This is a genomic window from Saccharomonospora sp. (genome assembly GCF_027317685.1).
Lineage (GTDB): Bacteria > Actinomycetota > Actinomycetes > Mycobacteriales > Pseudonocardiaceae > Saccharomonospora.
In genome coordinates this window covers 20,724-37,393 of record NZ_DAHVQP010000025.1, presented here as the reverse complement: position 1 = coordinate 37,393, position 16,670 = coordinate 20,724, and the positions used below count along the sequence as shown (strand labels likewise).

20 protein-coding genes are annotated in these 16,670 nt (G+C 67.7%); 11 read left to right on the top strand and 9 right to left on the bottom strand.

The window, feature by feature from the left end; translation table 11 throughout:
- On the top strand, window positions 1–1,128 hold the full coding sequence (locus tag M7H19_RS02450) for a glycerate kinase (protein ID WP_298176571.1): 1,128 nt from the start codon (window positions 1–3) through the stop codon (window positions 1,126–1,128).
- On the opposite strand, the gene M7H19_RS02445 is transcribed toward M7H19_RS02450, so the two are convergent.
- The 5 genes from M7H19_RS02445 to M7H19_RS02425 form a co-directional block, all read right to left on the bottom strand.
- Entirely contained in the window at window positions 1,119–2,303 is a 1,185-nt protein-coding gene (locus M7H19_RS02445; RefSeq protein ID WP_298176568.1) for a zinc-dependent alcohol dehydrogenase, read from the bottom strand. The two genes, M7H19_RS02450 and M7H19_RS02445, sit on opposite strands and share 10 nt — an antisense overlap.
- A gap of 130 nt (window positions 2,304–2,433) precedes the next feature.
- A complete protein-coding gene (locus M7H19_RS02440; protein WP_363321328.1) occupies window positions 2,434–2,724 on the bottom strand; it encodes an iron-sulfur cluster biosynthesis family protein in 291 nt (96 codons plus the stop codon).
- A 174-nt stretch (window positions 2,725–2,898) separates the two neighbouring features.
- Complete coding sequence (locus tag M7H19_RS02435) at window positions 2,899–3,534, bottom strand: UdgX family uracil-DNA binding protein (protein ID WP_298176562.1); 636 nt, start codon at window positions 3,532–3,534, stop codon at window positions 2,899–2,901.
- A gap of 41 nt (window positions 3,535–3,575) precedes the next feature.
- Window positions 3,576–4,082: a hypothetical protein gene (locus M7H19_RS02430; protein WP_363321327.1), complete on the bottom strand. Its 507-nt coding sequence runs from the start codon at window positions 4,080–4,082 to the stop codon at window positions 3,576–3,578.
- A complete protein-coding gene (locus M7H19_RS02425; RefSeq protein ID WP_298176560.1) occupies window positions 4,079–4,546 on the bottom strand; it encodes a hypothetical protein in 468 nt (155 codons plus the stop codon). The genes M7H19_RS02430 and M7H19_RS02425 overlap by 4 nt, the downstream gene beginning before the upstream one ends.
- A 307-nt stretch (window positions 4,547–4,853) precedes the next feature.
- Here M7H19_RS02425 and M7H19_RS02420 point away from each other — a divergent pair, with 307 nt between their 5' ends.
- Genes M7H19_RS02420 through M7H19_RS02410 form a run of 3 tightly spaced genes read left to right on the top strand, consistent with a single transcriptional unit; the run spans window position 4,854 to window position 6,031 of the window.
- Window positions 4,854–5,276 carry an STAS domain-containing protein gene (locus tag M7H19_RS02420; protein ID WP_298176557.1) on the top strand — a complete coding sequence of 141 codons (423 nt, stop codon included), beginning with the start codon at window positions 4,854–4,856 and terminating at the stop codon, window positions 5,274–5,276.
- A gap of 57 nt (window positions 5,277–5,333) precedes the next feature.
- Window positions 5,334–5,678: a DUF202 domain-containing protein gene (locus M7H19_RS02415; protein ID WP_298176555.1), complete on the top strand. Its 345-nt coding sequence runs from the start codon at window positions 5,334–5,336 to the stop codon at window positions 5,676–5,678.
- Window positions 5,675–6,031 carry a DUF202 domain-containing protein gene (locus M7H19_RS02410; RefSeq protein WP_298176553.1) on the top strand — a complete coding sequence of 119 codons (357 nt, stop codon included), beginning with the start codon at window positions 5,675–5,677 and terminating at the stop codon, window positions 6,029–6,031. The genes M7H19_RS02415 and M7H19_RS02410 overlap by 4 nt, the downstream gene beginning before the upstream one ends.
- A 303-nt stretch (window positions 6,032–6,334) precedes the next feature.
- Here the strand turns inward: M7H19_RS02410 and M7H19_RS02405 are convergent, their stop codons facing one another.
- Both M7H19_RS02405 and M7H19_RS02400 read right to left on the bottom strand, forming a co-directional pair.
- Window positions 6,335–6,631 carry a WhiB family transcriptional regulator gene (locus M7H19_RS02405; RefSeq protein ID WP_298176550.1) on the bottom strand — a complete coding sequence of 99 codons (297 nt, stop codon included), beginning with the start codon at window positions 6,629–6,631 and terminating at the stop codon, window positions 6,335–6,337.
- A gap of 74 nt (window positions 6,632–6,705) precedes the next feature.
- Entirely contained in the window at window positions 6,706–6,888 is a 183-nt protein-coding gene (locus M7H19_RS02400) for a hypothetical protein (RefSeq protein WP_298176547.1), read from the bottom strand.
- A 173-nt stretch (window positions 6,889–7,061) separates the two neighbouring features.
- Between M7H19_RS02400 and M7H19_RS02395 the strand changes: the two genes are divergently transcribed.
- The gene (locus M7H19_RS02395) at window positions 7,062–8,237 is read left to right on the top strand and encodes a saccharopine dehydrogenase NADP-binding domain-containing protein (protein WP_298176544.1); all 1,176 of its coding nucleotides are present in this window, start codon (window positions 7,062–7,064) and stop codon (window positions 8,235–8,237) included.
- 66 nt (window positions 8,238–8,303) lie between these two features.
- Here M7H19_RS02395 and hemW read toward each other — a convergent pair whose 3' ends face one another.
- Window positions 8,304–9,500 (bottom strand): radical SAM family heme chaperone HemW, encoded by a 1,197-nt coding sequence (hemW, locus tag M7H19_RS02390; RefSeq protein WP_298176541.1) that lies wholly within the window; start codon window positions 9,498–9,500, stop codon window positions 8,304–8,306.
- A 502-nt stretch (window positions 9,501–10,002) separates the two neighbouring features.
- Between hemW and M7H19_RS02385 the strand changes: the two genes are divergently transcribed.
- Genes M7H19_RS02385 through M7H19_RS02360 form a run of 6 tightly spaced genes read left to right on the top strand, consistent with a single transcriptional unit; the run spans window position 10,003 to window position 15,569 of the window.
- Window positions 10,003–11,685, top strand: a complete 1,683-nt coding sequence (locus M7H19_RS02385; RefSeq protein WP_298176539.1) for a nitrite/sulfite reductase — start codon at window positions 10,003–10,005, stop codon at window positions 11,683–11,685.
- A complete protein-coding gene (locus M7H19_RS02380) occupies window positions 11,682–11,843 on the top strand; it encodes an Insertion element protein (RefSeq protein ID WP_298176537.1) in 162 nt (53 codons plus the stop codon). The genes M7H19_RS02385 and M7H19_RS02380 overlap by 4 nt, the downstream gene beginning before the upstream one ends.
- The gene (locus M7H19_RS02375) at window positions 11,840–12,541 is read left to right on the top strand and encodes a phosphoadenylyl-sulfate reductase (RefSeq protein ID WP_298176534.1); all 702 of its coding nucleotides are present in this window, start codon (window positions 11,840–11,842) and stop codon (window positions 12,539–12,541) included. Before M7H19_RS02380 ends, M7H19_RS02375 begins: the two co-directional genes overlap by 4 nt.
- Window positions 12,542–12,579: 38 nt before the next feature.
- Window positions 12,580–13,500 (top strand): sulfate adenylyltransferase subunit CysD, encoded by a 921-nt coding sequence (gene cysD, locus M7H19_RS02370; protein ID WP_298176532.1) that lies wholly within the window; start codon window positions 12,580–12,582, stop codon window positions 13,498–13,500.
- Window positions 13,501–14,778 carry a GTP-binding protein gene (locus M7H19_RS02365; RefSeq protein WP_298176530.1) on the top strand — a complete coding sequence of 426 codons (1,278 nt, stop codon included), beginning with the start codon at window positions 13,501–13,503 and terminating at the stop codon, window positions 14,776–14,778.
- Window positions 14,779–14,789: 11 nt separating this feature from the next.
- Window positions 14,790–15,569, top strand: coding sequence for a sirohydrochlorin chelatase (locus M7H19_RS02360; protein WP_298176527.1), 780 nt, complete (start codon window positions 14,790–14,792; stop codon window positions 15,567–15,569).
- 64 nt (window positions 15,570–15,633) lie between these two features.
- On the opposite strand, the gene M7H19_RS02355 is transcribed toward M7H19_RS02360, so the two are convergent.
- A complete protein-coding gene (locus M7H19_RS02355) occupies window positions 15,634–16,662 on the bottom strand; it encodes a cation transporter (protein ID WP_298176524.1) in 1,029 nt (342 codons plus the stop codon).
- Window positions 16,663–16,670: the final 8 nt, after the last annotated feature.

The window sequence follows — 16,670 nt, the reverse complement described above, 5'->3', positions numbered from 1 at the left end:
ATGCGCGTGGTCGTCGCACCGGACAAGTTCAAAGGCAGCCTGACCGCGGTCGAGGCCGCCGAGGCGATGGCGGCCGGCGTCCACGACGCCCTCCCCGAGGCGCACGTCGACCGCTGCCCCGTCGCCGACGGCGGAGAGGGCACACTCGACGTCCTCCGCGCCGCGGGTGGCCGACACCTCGACGTTCGGGTCAGCGGTCCGCTGTCCGAACCGATCGAGGCGTACTACGTGGTGCTCGATGACCGGGCCTACGTCGAATCCGCGCGGGCATGCGGCATCGAACACCTCGACCCCACCCGGCACACCGCATTGAGGGCTCACACCCACGGTGTCGGCGAATTGATCCGGCACGCGGTCGGCGGCGGTGTGCGTGACGTCGTGCTGACCGTGGGCGGCACGGCCGCGACCGACGGTGGCGCGGGGATGTTGCGAGCGCTCGGAGCGGTGATCGCCGACGCCGACGGTGAGCCGGTCGAGCTCGGTGGAGGGGCGCTGGCCTCCGTGGCCGCGGTGGACGTCTCCGAAGTACGCGAGCTCCTCGACGGTGTGACCGTGCGGGTGGCCACTGACGTCACCAACCCGTTGCTGGGTGCTCAAGGCGCGGCGGCGGTGTTCGGGCCCCAGAAGGGCGCGGGGTCGGAGGAAGTACGGACACTCGAAACCGGGCTGCGTACCTGGGCTCAGGCACTGGCCCGGGCCGGGGCTCGCGATATCACCCGGCTGCCCGGCGCGGGCGCCGGAGGCGGTCTCGCCGGAGCCGCCGCGGCACTGGGCGCGACGGTGGAGTCCGGGTTCGACCTCGTCGCCGCGGTCACCGGGATCGACCGCGCAGTCCCCGGCGCCGATCTGGTACTCACCGGGGAAGGTTCGCTCGACGCCCAGAGTCTCGCGGGTAAAGCACCGGCCGGTGTCGCCGACCGGGCCCGGCGTGCCGGAGTCCCTGTCGCGGCCGTCGCCGGCCGTGTCACCTTGAGCGCGACGGAGTTGTCGCGTGCGGGCATCACGGCTTGGCGCGCGTTGGTGGACGAAGCGGCATCCCCGGAAGAAGCCCTACGACGTGCCGCGCCGCTCCTGCGTTCCGCGACAGCCAAGGTCGTGCGTTCGTCCGTCGACGCCGGTCAGGGCTGAAGCACGACCTTCACGACGCCGTCCTGCTTCTTCTGGAACATCCGGTAGGCATCGGGTGCCTCCGACAGCGGAAGACGGTGGGTGGCGAAGCCCTCCACCCCCAACGGATCGCTGTCCTCTGTGACCAACGGCAGGACATCGTTGATCCAGGCGTGCACGTTCGCCTGTCCCATGCGGAGCTGTATCTGCTTGTCGAACAGCGTCATCATCGGTATCGGGTCGATCATCCCGCCGTACACACCGGACAGTGAGATCGTGCCACCTCGACGCACCGCGTCGATGGCCAGGTACAGGCTCGTCAGGCGGTCGACCGCGGCCTTCTCCACGGCCTTGGCGGCGACGGGCTTCGGCAGCATCGTCGCCAGTTGCTGTGCCATCCCCAGCAAGGGAGCGCCATGGGCTTCCATGCCGACGGCGTCGACGACCGAATCGGCTCCCCGTCCGTCGGTTCGGTCCCGCACCGCGTCGGCCACGTGTTTGTGCTCGCGCAGATCGATGGTGTCGATCCCGTACTGCCTGGCCAACTCGAGACGCTCGTCGACCAGGTCGACCCCGATCACGGTGCCCGCACCCCGGTGCTTGGCGATCCTCGCGCACATCTGCCCGATCGGGCCGAGTCCGAGCACGAGAACGGAACCACCCGGGGGGACGTTCGCGTACTCGACCGCCTGCCAGGAGGTGGGCACCACATCGGACAAGTAGAGAAAGCGCTCGTCGGGCGGACCCTCCGGCACCTTGATGGGACCGAAGTCGGCGAACGGCACTCTCAGTCGCTCGGCCTGACCTCCGGGTACTTGACCGTAGAGCTTGGTGTAGCCAAAAAGGGAGCCACCTTTCCCGCGCTCGGTGACCTGCGTGGTCTCGCACTGCGAGTGAAGTTTGCGCTCGCAGTAGAAGCAATGCCCACATGAGACATTGAAGGGCACGACCACTCGGTCACCCGGGCTCAGGTTCCGGACCTCACTGCCGACCTCCTCGACCACACCCATCGGCTCGTGCCCCAGGATGTCACCGGGGTCGAGGAAAGCGCCGAGTATCTCGTACAGATGAAGGTCCGAACCGCAAAGGCCCGTGGACGTCACCCTGATCACCGCATCGGTCGGGTCCACGATCTCCGGGTCGGGCACCTCGTCCACACGCACTTCACGTTTTCCCTGCCAGGTCACGGCCTTCATGGGTGTTCTCCCTCACGTGATCGCCCGGCTGTCCGTGACCGGCCGCCGGTCGTCGGTGGTCGTCCTCATCGACAGCTTCTTCGTCGCGACGTACCACCGACGGCCGACAGGCAAACGGGTCGCGGCCTCTTTAAGGCTGTTCCATCACAGCGAAGCTGAGTTGTCCGTCGTCGTCCTGCTGGACGTCTAGCACCTTGTCGTCGAGGAACATCGCCGCCTGGGGTTCGAGGAACACCCGGGCGCCACTGTCGGTGCCGAGAACCTGGTCGCCCTCCTCCGGGGCCGGAGCGATCGACAGGGCGAGCTGGGCACCGGCTTCGGTCTCCTCCCGTACCGCGAATCGCAACCCCGCTGCGTCCTGACCGTTCTGCGCGGTCAGCACGCTGATCGCCTCGGCGGCAGCGTCAGTCATGGCGAGCATGTCGGTGTTTTCCCTTCGATTGCTTACAGCTGCCATTCCCACCGTAGGGCCGACGAGCGGAATCCGCTGCCCACACGCGATTTGTCTCGCGGCCTTACACTCTCCTCACTTCCCACTCACGCGGCTCACGCAAACTCGCGCAACAGCATTCACGACAGCCTCCACAGCAGGCCTTCACAACGCGGCCGAAACCACACGGAGATCGTCGACGAACTCCGTGTACGCGCGGTCTCGGTCGGCGTCCGGAACCCTCAACACCGCGGAAGGATGCACGGTCGCGACGGCCAGCGGCGGATCGTCCAATCCCGGCAGTTCCAGTACCTCGCCCCGCCGAGCGCTGACGCGGAAATCCGTGCCGAACAGCGACTGTGCCGCGGTGGCACCGAGCAGTCCGACCACATCGGGCCGGATCGCGTCGAGCTCCGCCAGCAACCAGGGCTTGCACGCCACGACCTGGGAGCGCGACGGCTTCTTGTGGATGCGCCGTTTGCCCTTCTCCTCCTGGGTGAAACGGAAGTGCTTGACGGCGTTGGTGACATACACGGTGTCCCGGTCGATTCCCGCGTCGGTGAGCGCGCGGTCGAGCAGCCCACCGGAAGGGCCGACGAAGGGCCGCCCCTCGCGATCCTCCCGGTCTCCGGGCATTTCGCCCACCAGAACCAGCCGCGCGCGGTCCGTTCCCTCACCAAAGACGGTCTGTGTCGCGTCGGCAAACAGATCGCAACCCCGGCAATCGGCCGAAGCCTCCCGCAGAGCCGTCACGGTGCGATCCCTCGGTAGGTAATCCTCGGCACCCTCGTATCTGACCATGGGTCACCACCTCACCAGGTCGGTGTGTCCGCGAGACACGGTCACCCCAGGTCGGGGCGAGCCCCACCCGGTGGTCCCTCGAGCACCATGGACCACAACAGCACGTGCCACAACGCGTCCAACCGCGAAAGGGGCTCCGGATCGGCTCCGACGAGCGAGAGCTGGAAGCGGGCGTCGGCGACATCGTCGTTGAGTTGCGCGAGCACGGCACGCAACACAGCACGCAATGCGGGGTCGATCTCGTCGACAGCGGCGGGGTTGTCCTCAGCGTCCACGAGATCGACCGTGAAGACTCTTTCAGCGCTGTCCGCGCCATCTGTGTCGTTCGCGTCGTTCACGCCCTCGTCCCCGACTCGCTGTCGTAGTGACCGCACCACAGCGGCCACGAACTCCGCGAGGACCGGTTCGTAGAGCTCGGTCCGAGGCGCGTGACGACCCACCAGCGAAGCGAGCAACGTCGCCAAGGAATCCACGTCGTCGTCTCTGGTCGCGTCCACCAGACGCTCGGCCAGATCGCGCACATCGGCCCTTGCCGGGTTCACAGTCACCGGCCCTCTGATTCATCGGGCGTACGAACGGCGTCGGCCACCGACCCTCCGCCCTCGTCGGCGCTCTGTCCCCGCCGCGCAGCGGATGTGTCCGGTTCGAACGCCTCGTTCGACGTCACCGGTTCGCCCTCGTCGTCGACGACGCTGTCCAGCGTGTCATCCGATCCGGTCGCAGGGGTCGTCGTCGCGGGCCGCTCAGTGGAGCGTCCTTCGCCCACATCGGGCTCTTCCTGTCGGACCCGTTGTTCCAAGGACTCGCCCTGTCGCTGTTCGAACGGTGTCATTCCGTAGCGGGAGGCCTCGCTCCAGTGCTCCGGCGGTTCGACGCCTTCCTCCTGAGGGTCGACGCGCAGTCGGTCCTCGTCCAAGTCTTCCGCGCTGTTCAACGCCGCAGGATCGGTTTCGACACTGTCCGGCATACCGGTGTCCTGCGGAGGAGTCACCGGATCGCTGCCGTCACTCATCGACGCCCTCCCTGTGTTCGCGAGGTAGCGGCTTACCCATGAAGCTGCCCCGACAAACACTCACGAAAACCGTGTGCGAACGGGGACGAAATGTGAAAATGACGTGAGGACAAAGTGTGAAGACAAAGACGGAAAGGTTGCGAAGCGAGCAGCCGACTTTCTACTGTGGGAGCAGCGGTTGGGTATGAACAGCCGCGTTCACGGCAGGGTTCACGGCAGGACCTCAGTTTCGGGCGCGCTCTCGCTGCGCCGATCACATCCGACCTCCTGCTTGTGCGCCCTCTCCGAAAGCCACGGAGGGAAAACAGTGCGTAGCACCGATCCGAACACCCTGAGTTCCCAGTCGACTCCCGGCGCACAGCCGCAGTCTCTCGACAGCCACGGCATGCGCATCGACGCGGAACGGCGGTCGGGCGGCGTGGTGCTCGCACACGTCTCCGGTGAGGTCGACCTTCTGTCCGCGCCCGAGTTGCGGCAGTGGGTCCAGCAGAACACGTCGCAGGCGAACGGACTGGTACTCGACCTCGATGGAGTCGGCTTTCTCGGCTCGGCTGGCCTTTCCGTGCTGGCCGAACTGTCCGAACAGGCCGCTCAGGACAAGTTGACGTGGGCGATCGTCGCCACCAAACGCGTGGTCCTGCGGCCACTCGAGGCCACAGGACTCGTATCACAGATGCCGGTGTACGAGAACGTCACCGACGCTGTGAACACACTCTCCGGAGTCAAGTGAGCAGTTCCTCACTTCTTCACTCCGGTTCCGCCTTCCGGCGCGGGGCCGCCCTGTGACATGACACAGCGACACGACGAGTCCGAGCCGGACTACCGATTCACCCTCGCCAACGAGCGCACGTTCCTGGCCTGGATACGCACTTCGCTCGGACTGATCGCGGGGGGTGTGGCAGTACACCAGTTGCTGCCTGACTTCGCCACGGAAAGCGCACGTACCGTGCTGGCCTCGTCGTGTATCGGCCTGGCCGCGGTCCTCTCGGCCAGCGCCTACGTCCACTGGTGTCGGGTCCAGAAAGCCATGCGCAGAGGGAAACCACTGCCTCGCAACCCGTTGTTGCTCCTGGTCTCGGCGGTCGTGCTGGCGATCACCGGATTCGCCGCGGTGCTGGTGATGTCGGAATGACCGAGGACATGACCGGGGACACGGCGTGGGGTCCAGCGGGCTCGGCGCCGGGCTCGGCACGGGGACTTCAGGCCGAGCGCACCCGCCTCGCCTGGCAACGCAGCGCTCTCGGAGCGGGCGTGGTGGCGTTGCTGCTGCTCTACCAGGCCGTGCACACCGGCTGGAGCGTGTTGGCCGCGGCGGCCGCGGGTATCGCCCTGGCTTCCCTGGTACTGGCGGTCGCCGGGGCATGGCGCAGTCGGCGCCTACGGACGATCATGCCGCCGCGGCCCGTGTCCGCTGCGGTATCGGGGGCCGTGGCCGGTCTGGTCACCGCCACGGCGGTACTCACCCTGATCTCGTTGCCGTGGTGAGTCGCACACTCCCGGTCGATCGCCCGTTGCCTCACGGGCCACTTCACGGACCACACCGCACAGATCCGGCTCGCGGCGAGTCCCGAATAGGCGGTGAACAGCCGCTGTCGGACGGGTCGCTGCTGATTCCCACGGTTCGACCGATACCTCGCGGTCCGCTTTCTCGGCTTTTCAGCGGCCTTTCGCGTACCCGGTCACGTCCCGTTGTGAAGTCTTTTCCCGCCCTCTTATCCGCCCGGCAGCGGCCGCGCGATCACTGTCTTTCGTCTGTGCTCTCTTTTTCCGCGTGTCTCTTCCTCAGGCTCAGCCCGCGGGCTCGAGCTTCTTACGACGTGCGATCGCCTCCCTGCGCTCGGTTTCGTCGAGCCCGCCCCAGACGCCGAACGGTTCCTGAACCGTCAGCGCGTGGTGCCGACACTGGACGATCACCGGACATGTACGGCAGATCTCTTTGGCCCGTGCGACCCTGTCAGCGCGCGCGAAGCCGCGTTCTCCGTCAGGATGGAAGAACACGGAGCTGTCGAGATTCCGGCAGTTACCGTGCCGCTGCCACTCCCAGACCTCGGCGACCGGGGTGGGCAGGCGAGACGTGTCGGCCATCGGTGGTGTCACCTCCGTGCTTGTGAAATCGCGTCAACGGGGGCCGTTTACCCCGGTTGCGAGAAATCCACACCTCAGCTAGTCGAGCGGAATTCGTCGTCCTCGTCATGCGGCACGGCAGCCGCCTGTTCGGCCACGTCGGCAGGATCGGCCTCCATCGGCATCCCGGTCTCGGCCGGGGTGTCCACGGCCGGGGTGACGGGTACCTGCTGCTCGTTGACGTCCACCTCCGGAGCAAGGTCGTGATTCTCGGTCATGATCGAGCAGGTACCCCGGTGCCACCGATTTCAATCCAGTCCGATCCGTTCTCCCACCAGGCTTTTCACAGGCGATGCGCCGCGTCCGGCCGGGTTGACTCTCGTCACCTACCGCCCACCGTGAACTCGCGGCGTGTTACGCATAGAACACACCGCAACTACGGAGGGACACCATGGCCGATCGGGAGTACGACGTCATCCTCTTCGGAGGAACCGGATTCACCGGCGGGTTGACTGCGGAATACCTGGCCCGTCATGCCCCGGACGGCTGCCGGTGGGCGCTCGCGGGTCGCAATCCCGGCAAGCTCGAACGAGTACGTGAGCGGCTGGCACGCATCAACCCCGAATGCGCGGACCTGCCTTTGGTGCGAGCCGACGTCACCGACCCCGAGTCACTGCGCCGACTCGCCGAATCCACCCGTGTGGTGATCACTACCGTGGGCCCGTACCTGCACTACGGCGAACCACTGGTGGCGGCGTGCGCCCGCAGCGGCACCGACTACGTCGACCTCTCCGGCGAACCCGAGTTCGTCGACCGCATGTATCTGGCACACCACGAGACCGCGCGCAGGACGGGCGCACGTCTGGTGCACGCGTGTGGGTTCGATTCCGTGCCCTACGATCTCGGCGTGTACTTCACGGTGCAACACCTGCCGAAGGGAGCGGCGCTCACCGTGGAGGGCCAGATCCGGGTACACGCGGAGTTCTCCGGCGGCACCTACGCCTCGGCGCTCACGGCTCTGTCCCGGCCGCGCGACATGGCCGGGGTGGCGCGGCAGCGCCGACAGGTCGAGCGCCGTCCCGAGGGGCGGCGAATCCGTCTGCAGACCTGGCCTCCCCGTCGCGACAAGGAGACCGGTCGCTGGCTGGTGCCGCTGCCGACGCTCGATCCGCAGATCGTCGGCCGCTCCGCCGCCGCCTTGGAACGCTACGGACCCGAGTTCACCTATCGCCACTACGCATCGGTGAAACGACTGCCCACGGTTCTCGCCGCCGGGCTCGGCTTGGGTGTGCTGGGAATACTCGCCCAGATCCCGCCCGCACGGCGAACGCTCGGACGCCTTCGCAAACCCGGCGAGGGGCCGAGCGAGCACCGCAGGCTGCGGTCCTGGTTCTCCGCGCGGTTCGTCGGCGAGGGTGGCGGAGAACGTGTCGTCACCGAGTTCGCCGGTGGCGACCCGGGCTACGACGAGACAGCGAAGATGCTCGCGGAATCGGCTCTGTGTCTGGCTTTCGACGACCTGCCCGACACCTCGGGTCAGGTCACGACCGCTACGGCGATGGGGGACGCCCTGCTGAACCGTCTTTCGAAGGCGGGGCTGACCATCCGGGTGGTCCGCCGCTCCTGACGATCCGCGCATCGCCGTGGTCCGCCGCCTCACACCACGCCGACCCCGGCCGTTCCGGCCGATCTCCTAAGTGACGAGACGGCGGACCACCGCGTCGGCGAGCAACCGGCCGCGATCGGTGAGCACCGCACGTCCCTCGGCTGCGGCACCCCGGTCGAGCAGGCCGTCGTCCACCGCCTGCTTCGCCTCCCGGACACCGGCGTCGTCGAGGGCGTCGAGCGGCAAACCGTCGGCCAGACGCAGTTCGAGCATCACCCGCTCCAGGTGCCGGTCGGCGTCGGTGAGTTCCTCGTGCCCCGCGACCGGGAGCTTCCCGTCCGCAAGCACCGACGCGTAACGGGCGGGGTGTTTGACGTTCCACCACCGCACCCCACCGACGTGGCTGTGCGCGCCCGGACCGGCACCCCACCAGTCGCCGCCGAGCCAGTAGCCGAGGTTGTGTCTGCACCGCGCGCTCGGCGACGCCGCCCAGTTGGACACCTCGTACCACCGCAGCCCCGCGTCCGTGAGCATCGAGTCGATCAGCTCGTAGTCGGCGGCGAGCACGTCGTCGTCGGGAGCCGGGATCTCGCCCTTGCGCACCCGGCGAGCCAGAGCCGTGCCCTCCTCCACGATGAGCGCGTACGCCGATACGTGGTCGACCCCCGCTTCGAGCACGGCCTCCACCGACGCACGCAGGTCGGCGGTCCGCTCGCCCGGTGTTCCGTAGATGAGGTCGAGATTGACGTGTTCGAACCCCGCCTCGCGGGCCTCGGCGGCGGCCTGGGTGGGACGGCCCGGAGTGTGTACGCGGTCGAGTACCCGCAGCACATGCGGCGCCGTCGACTGCATGCCCAGCGACACACGGGTGTATCCGGCCTCACGCAGCCCTGAGAAGAACTCCGGGGAGGTGGACTCCGGGTTCGACTCGGTGGTCACCTCGACGTCCGCGGCGAGCCCGAACGCGTCACGCACGGCGTCGAGTACCCGGGCCAAACCGTCCGCGCCGAGCAGCGACGGCGTCCCTCCCCCGACGAACACCGTGTCGGCGGGTGGCGGGGCACCGAGTGTCGTGGCGGCCAAGTCGAGCTCACGCCGCAGGCCGTCGAGCCACGAAGCCGGTGACACGGCCGTACCCAGTTCCCCGGCCGTGTAGGTGTTGAAGTCGCAGTAGCCGCAGCGGGTGGCGCAGAACGGAACGTGCACGTACACCCCGAACGGCCGAGCCCCCAGTTCGCTCAGCGCGGCCGGGGGAAGTACGAACGGACTGGTCGTGACGCTCACCCCTCCAGTGTGGCACCTCGGCCCCGGGCCGTCCCCCTCGCCCGAGTTCCGCGGCATCCAGGCGATCGCAGAGGCCGGAGAGTCCGCACACAGCCGAGCCGACACCTCACCGTACGCACTTCTCCCGCCGGTGAGCGCGACGTACGACGGCCCCAAAAAAGCGTGGGGCACGAATACGGACGCCGGATCTTAGCGACGGAAAACCGCGGACGAAGGGGCCGTTCCCAGCATTCGAACCATGCTCGACGACCCCGGTGCCGCGTGCGAAAGTCACCGCGTGACTTCAGCAGGCGTGCCCCTCGTGATGCGACGCCACATCGACTATCTGCGCGTTTCCAGCAGTCTCTGCCCGCGCTGAGCCTGCTCCGACCGGGGGTTCTCGGCCCCTCGTCGGCGCCGCTGCGCGCCGGAACCACTTTCCAGTCGCCCGTCCTCGCGTGTCCGCGATGACGTCTCGTCCCAGCCCATCTCGCTTCGAAAAGGACGGAAAGGACGCCGCATCATGGCCCCCAACCCAGGCAGAGCCACCCGAACCCGTCGACCGCGTGGGGAGGGCCAATGGGCCCTCGGATATCGAGAACCACTCAACGCGAACGAAAGGTCCAAGAAGGATGATCCGCCACTGAATGTCAGAGCGCGGATCGAGAACACCTACGCGCACCAAGGCTTCGACTCGATCGACCCGGGCGATCTACGCGGCCGTTTCCGCTGGTACGGGCTCTACACCCAACGCAAGCCCGGCATCGACGGGGGCAGGACCGCGACACTGGCGCCCGAGGAACTCGAAGACCGTTACTTCATGATGCGGGTCCGCATCGACGGTGGCGCGCTGACCACCGAACAGCTCGCTCTCGTCGGCGAGTTGTCCCAGACCTATGCCAGGGACACGGCCGACATCACCGATCGGCAGAACGTCCAATACCACTGGATCCGCATCGAGGACGTCCCCACGATCTGGGCGAAACTCGAAGCCGTCGGCCTGACCACCACCGAGGCGTGCGGCGACAGTCCCCGAGTCATCCTCGGTTCCCCGGTCGCCGGTATCGCCGCCGACGAGGTGATCGACGGCACACCGGCCATCGAGGAGATCCGGCGCCGCTACATCGGCGCACCCGAATTCGCCAACCTGCCCCGCAAGTTCAAGACCGCCGTCTCCGGTCTGCAGGATGTGGCCCACGAGATCCACGACGTCGCGTTCGTCGGGGTCGAACATCCCGAGCACGGCCCCGGGTTCGACCTATGGGTGGGTGGTGGCCTGTCGACGAACCCCATGCTCGCCGTGCGACTCGGCGCATGGGTGCCGTTGGAGGAGGTGCCCGATGTGTGGGCGGGAGTCGTCGGTGTGTTCCGCGACTACGGCTACCGCAGGCTCCGGTCTCGCGCTCGACTGAAGTTCCTCGTCAAGGACTGGGGCCCGGAGAGATTTCGGGAGGTGTTGGAGACCGAGTACCTCGGCAGGGCGCTGCTCGACGGGCCTGCCCCGGACGCGCCCAAACACCCCGTCGACCATGTGGGTGTGCACCGCCAGCGGGACGGCCGTTACTACGTCGGAGCGGCCCCGGTGGCAGGCCGCGCCTCCGGGTCGGTGCTCATCGCGGCCGCCAAGGCCGCCGAGCGCGCCGGTTCCACCCGCGTGCGGCTGACACCGCAGCAGAAGTTGATCGTGCTCGACGTGCCGGAGTCCGAGGTCGAAGGATTGCGGGCCGAGCTCGCCGAAGCGGGTCTGGACACCGCCCCCTCACCCTGGCGCCGAGGCGTCATGGCCTGCACGGGAATCGAGTTCTGCAAGCTCGCCATCGTCGAGACCAAGGCCCGTGCCGAGCGGCTCGTCGCGGAACTGGAGCAGCGGCTGGCCGACCTCCAGGCCGGTATCGACCACCCGGTCAGCGTACATCTCAACGGCTGCCCCAACTCGTGTGCGCGCATCCAGACCGCGGACATCGGACTTAAGGGACAGATCGTCACCGACGCCGAAGGTAGGCAGGTCGAGGGCTTCCAGGTGCATCTCGGCGGCGGTCTCGGACTCGACGCGGGATTCGGCCGTAAACTGCGGAGACACAAGGTCACCGCCGCCGAGTTGACAGACTATGTGGAGCGTGTTGTGCGCAACTACATCGCCCAGCGCCGACAGGGCGGACGATTCGCCCAATGGGCTGCTCGTGCCGAGGAAGCGGATCTGACATGACCAGCTCCACGCCGGCTCGTGCCACCCCGTTCCACTGTCCGTACTGTGGCGAGGAGGATCTTCGACCGGAGGACGGCGCGGCGTGGCTGTGCGACGCCTGTAGGCGGGTCTTCACGGTGGAATTCGTCGGTTTGCGGATACCGGAGGTAAGTCGATGACCGCGGCTTCGCGGGACGAGCTCAAGGCCCTGGCGGCCGAGGCGTCCGAACAATTGTCGGACGCAAGCGCCGAGCAAGCACTGCGGTGGGCGGTGGAACGGTTCGGCGACGACCTCATCGTCGCCTCCAACATGCAGGACGCCGTACTCATCGACCTCGCCACCAAGGTGAAGGCCGATATCGACGTCCTGTTCCTCGACACCGGGTACCACTTCGCCGAGACCATCGGCACCCGCGACGCCGTCAGCACGGTCTACCCACAGGTCCGGATCATCAACGCCCGTCCCGGCCAGACCGTGGCCGAACAGGACGCCGAATACGGACCGAGGCTGTACGAACGCGACCCCAACCAGTGCTGCCACCTGCGCAAGGTCGTCCCGCTGCGCGCCACACTCGCGAACTACTCGTGCTGGGTCACCGGGGTGCGCCGGGTGGACGCTCCCACTAGGGCCGACACTCCCATCGTCATGTGGGACGAACGCAACGGGCTCGTCAAGGTCAACCCCATCGCCGCGTGGACCGACGAAGAGTTCGACGACTACATCGACCGCCACGGAATCCTCCAGAACCCGCTGGTCGGCGAGGGTTATCCGTCCATCGGCTGCGCCCCGTGCACCGCCAAGGTGGCGCCGGGTGCCGACCCTCGCAGTGGTCGTTGGGCCGGCACGTCGAAGACCGAGTGCGGCCTGCACGCCTGACGAGGAGCCTGCTGAAGAGCGTTAAGAGAAAGGGATCCATGACCACTGCGCAGACCGCGACCGAGGCGGCGCGGGACCACCTCGCCGCCCTCGAATCGGAGGCGGTGCACATCTTCCGCGAAGTCGCCGGTGAGTTCGACCGCCCGGTGATCCTGTTCTCCGGGGGCAAGGACTCCACACTGCTGCTACACCTCGCCATCAAAGCGTTCTGGCCCGCGCCCGTGCCGTTCCCACTGCTGCACGTGGACACCGGACACAACTTCGACGAGGTCCTTCAGTTCCGCGACCACGTCGTCTCCGAGTACGGCCTGCGACTGATCGTCGCGAAGGTGCAGGACTGGATCGACGACGGGCGTCTGCAGGAACGCCCCGACGGCACCCGGAACCCGCTGCAGACCCAGCCGTTGCTCGACACCATCGCCGAGCACCGCTTCGATGCCGTTTTCGGCGGCGCCAGGCGTGACGAGGAGCGTTCCCGCGCCAAGGAGCGCATCTTCAGTCTCCGTAACGCTTTCGGGCAGTGGGATCCGCGCCGCCAACGGCCGGAACTGTGGAACCTGTACAACGGCAGGCACCGTCCCGGCGAACACGTTCGCGTGTTCCCGTTGTCGAACTGGACCGAGGCCGACGTGTGGAACTACATCGCGCGGGAGAACGTCGAGCTGCCGTCGATCTATTACGCACACAAGCGCAAGGTGTTCCGCCGCGACGGCATGTGGCTCACCGAGGGCCCGTGGGGTGGGCCACGCGACGGTGAGGAGATCCGGGAGCTGATGGTGCGTTACCGCACCGTCGGCGACGGCTCGTGCACCGGCGCCGTCGAGTCGAACGCCACCACCGTGGAGGAGGTCATCGCCGAGGTCCAGGCCAGCCGGCTCACCGAGCGCGGCGCCACCAGGGCGGACGATCGACTCTCCGAAGCCGCCATGGAGGACCGCAAGCGGGAGGGATACTTCTAGATGTCGAGCCTGCTGAGGCTGGCCACCGCCGGAAGCGTGGACGATGGGAAATCCACCCTCGTCGGACGGTTGCTCTACGACACGAAGTCCGTGCTCGCCGACCAACTCGACGCCGTGCAACGCGCAAGTGTCGACAAGGGCTTGTCCACACCGGACCTGTCCCTGCTCGTGGACGGGCTGCGGTCGGAACGGGAACAGGGCATCACGATCGACGTGGCGTACCGCTACTTCGCCACACCCAATCGCAGCTTCGTGCTCGCGGACACGCCGGGGCACGTGCAGTACACGCGCAACACGGTCACGGGCGCGTCCACGGCACAACTCGCCGTGCTCCTGGTGGACGCGCGCAAAGGCGTGGTGGAACAGACCAAACGCCACGCAGCCGTACTCGCTTTGCTCGGTGTGCCGCGCCTGGTCCTCGCGGTGAACAAGGTGGACCTCATCGATTACGACGAGGCGACGTTCACCGTCATCGCCAAGGAGTTCACCACGCACGCCACGTCGCTGGGCTATACCGAGGGGGCGGTGTTGGCCATTCCCGTGTCGGCGTTGCACGGCGACAACGTGGCCACCCGGTCGGAGAGCACACCCTGGTACCAGGGCCCGACGCTGCTCGAACACCTGGAGACCGTGCCCGTGGAACCCGATCCGCACGAGGCGACGTTCCGCTTCCCGGTGCAGTACGTGATCCGGCCACGCACCCCCGAGCACCCCGACTACCGCGGGTACGCCGGGCAGATCGCCGCGGGCACCGTACGTCCGGGAGACGAGGTCGTCGTACTGCCCCAGGGCCTGCGTAGCACCGTCGAACGTATCGACACGCCCGCCGGTCCCCTGGCCGAGGCCAGCGCGGGGACGTCCGTGACGATCCTGCTGTCGGACGAACTCGACATCGCCCGGGGCGACCTGCTCGCGGCATCCGGCACGGCCGCGCCGACCGTGACCGACGAGTTCGACGCCACGTTGTGCTGGCTGTCGACCACATCCCTCAAGCCGGGAACGAGAGTGCTCGTCAAGCACGGCACCCGCACCGTTCAGGCACTGGTGGAAGAACTCGGGTCCCGATTCGACGAGCAGACTCTGTCCATTGTCGAAAGCCCTGAGCAGCTGGAACTCAACGCCATCGCCTCGGTGCGGCTGCGTTTGTCCGAGGCCATCCCCGTGGACGACTACGGTGACAGCCCACGCACGGGCGCGTTCCTGGTGATCGACCCTTCCAGCGGCGACACCCTGGCCGCAGGGCTCGTCGGCGAACGGTTCGCCGCACTCGACGTGTGACGGTGCGCGACGTGGCCACGCAATCCCCGTTCGGCCCGTCCGGCCTGCCCGCACTCGTAGCCGTAGCGCACGGCAGCCGGGACCCGAGGTCCGCCGCTACGGTGCGCGCGCTCGTGGACCTGGTGCGGGCGGGCACACCGCACGTGGACGTGCGGACGGCGTTCCTCGACCTGTCCGACCCTCCCATTGCGGACGTGCTCGCCGACCTGCACGGCGAAGGGCACCGGCACGTCGTTGTGGTGCCGCTGCTGCTCGGCGACGCCTACCACGCCCGCGTGGACCTGCCAGGCATCGTGGACCGGGTCACCGCTCGGCTGCCACAGCTGCGAGTCACGGTGTCGCACGTTCTCGGCACCGATCCGGCGCTGTGCGAGCTCGCTCTGCGGCGAGTCCGGGAGACCGGCGAGGACCTGGACGATCCGCGACTCGGTGTGGTGCTCGCGGCCGTGGGGTCCTCCCACACGCACGCGAACGCTGCCGTGGAGCGGATCGCCGAGGACTGGCAGGCCCGCCACGGGTTTCTGGCCGCTCCGGCGTTCGCGAGTGTCGCGCAACCCGACGTCCCCGCCGCGCTGGCGGCGCTACGGGCTCGCGGTGGGCAACGGTTCGTCGTGGCGTCCTGGTTCCTGGCTCCGGGACTGTTGCCGGACCGCGTCCGCGACGCGGCGCACGCGGCAGCGCCCGGCACGAGTGTCGCCGCGCCCCTCGGCGCGGAACCGGTGCTCGCCGAGGTGGTGCTCCGCCGCTACGCCGACGCTCTCGCGACACTGCCGAGCCTCCGCTCGGCCTGACCCGTGTCCGCAGCCTGTGTAGCTGTGTCCGCAGTCTGTGTAGCTGTGTCCGCAGTCTGCGGGGTCAATACAGAAGTGTGATCACCACACCGCCGTAGATCGCCGCGAGCAGAACACCGTCGAACCCCAGGCGCAACCAGCCGAGACGTTGCCGCAACAGCAGTCCGCCCAGGAGCACGGCGGTCATCAACAACGCGGCCGTGGTGAGGAACAACTGATCCTCTCCGGCCCCGTGGAACAGGGACCCTCCACGGAACGCGACGTCACCCACGACGAGGTTCAGTGCGTCGAGGCTGTTTCCGCCGATCACCGCGGCCACCGCCAATGTCAGCGCTCCCCGCCGCACCGCGGTGATCGCTGTCACCGTCTCGGGTAAAGCGTTGATCCCTCCCATGAGAACCGCGCCCACGAACCCCTCGCTGAGCGCTGTCACCTCCACGACGCTTTCCGCCGCCCGAGCCACTCCCCAACCACCGATCACAACGACGATCGCGAGAGCCGCGAACTCCGCCGCGAGCAACTTCGACGACCGTGCGCCGAACGGGTCGAATTCCTCGGGACGGTCCAGCCGTGTCTCTCGGGTGATCACCGCCGTCCACATCGGTCCTTCGCGGTCGTGGATCAGCTTCAGCCCGCCGAGGTAGAGCGCCACCATGATCCGTGACACGGGATGTACGCCGAACACGGTCACCTCGGGGCTGAACGAACCCAACAACGCCGTACTGAGCAACACGATCAGCAGGCAGCCGAACAGCAGGTTCTGTTCCGAGGCCGCGGCGTATTCCAAGTTGACCCTGCGATAGGCGGCGTCGGCGGCCACGATCGCCAGTGTCTGCACCGCTATCCCGCCGACGGCGTTGCTGTAGGCCAGCTGGGGCGAGTCCGCCGCGGCGGTGACGGCCGTCATCGCGATACCGGACAACGACGTCACCAGTCCGAAGAACACAGCGCCGAAGAACGCCTCGCCCCAGCCGGTGCGGTCGGCCAGCGTGTCGCCGAGGCTGACGAGCCGGATGCTGCACACCACGGTGATGGCTCCGGCGGTGAGGAACACCACGACAGCGAGCCAGAGCGGCCACAACTGAGTGACCACGTTGTTCA

Excerpts from the sequence above, each read along its gene's own strand:
- M7H19_RS02450 (WP_298176571.1), top strand. The coding sequence starts at position 1 with ATGCGCGTGGTCGTCGCACCGGACAAGTTCAAAGGCAGCCTGACCGCG.
- M7H19_RS02445 (WP_298176568.1), bottom strand. The coding sequence starts at position 2,303 with ATGAAGGCCGTGACCTGGCAGGGAAAACGTGAAGTGCGTGTGGACGAG.
- M7H19_RS02440 (WP_363321328.1), bottom strand. The coding sequence starts at position 2,724 with ATGCTCGCCATGACTGACGCTGCCGCCGAGGCGATCAGCGTGCTGACC.
- M7H19_RS02435 (WP_298176562.1), bottom strand. The coding sequence starts at position 3,534 with ATGGTCAGATACGAGGGTGCCGAGGATTACCTACCGAGGGATCGCACC.
- M7H19_RS02425 (WP_298176560.1), bottom strand. The coding sequence starts at position 4,546 with ATGAGTGACGGCAGCGATCCGGTGACTCCTCCGCAGGACACCGGTATG.
- M7H19_RS02415 (WP_298176555.1), top strand. The coding sequence starts at position 5,334 with ATGACACAGCGACACGACGAGTCCGAGCCGGACTACCGATTCACCCTC.
- M7H19_RS02410 (WP_298176553.1), top strand. The coding sequence starts at position 5,675 with ATGACCGAGGACATGACCGGGGACACGGCGTGGGGTCCAGCGGGCTCG.
- M7H19_RS02405 (WP_298176550.1), bottom strand. The coding sequence starts at position 6,631 with ATGGCCGACACGTCTCGCCTGCCCACCCCGGTCGCCGAGGTCTGGGAG.
- M7H19_RS02400 (WP_298176547.1), bottom strand. The coding sequence starts at position 6,888 with ATGACCGAGAATCACGACCTTGCTCCGGAGGTGGACGTCAACGAGCAG.
- M7H19_RS02395 (WP_298176544.1), top strand. The coding sequence starts at position 7,062 with ATGGCCGATCGGGAGTACGACGTCATCCTCTTCGGAGGAACCGGATTC.
- M7H19_RS02385 (WP_298176539.1), top strand. The coding sequence starts at position 10,003 with ATGGCCCCCAACCCAGGCAGAGCCACCCGAACCCGTCGACCGCGTGGG.
- M7H19_RS02380 (WP_298176537.1), top strand. The coding sequence starts at position 11,682 with ATGACCAGCTCCACGCCGGCTCGTGCCACCCCGTTCCACTGTCCGTAC.
- M7H19_RS02375 (WP_298176534.1), top strand. The coding sequence starts at position 11,840 with ATGACCGCGGCTTCGCGGGACGAGCTCAAGGCCCTGGCGGCCGAGGCG.
- cysD (WP_298176532.1), top strand. The coding sequence starts at position 12,580 with ATGACCACTGCGCAGACCGCGACCGAGGCGGCGCGGGACCACCTCGCC.
- M7H19_RS02365 (WP_298176530.1), top strand. The coding sequence starts at position 13,501 with ATGTCGAGCCTGCTGAGGCTGGCCACCGCCGGAAGCGTGGACGATGGG.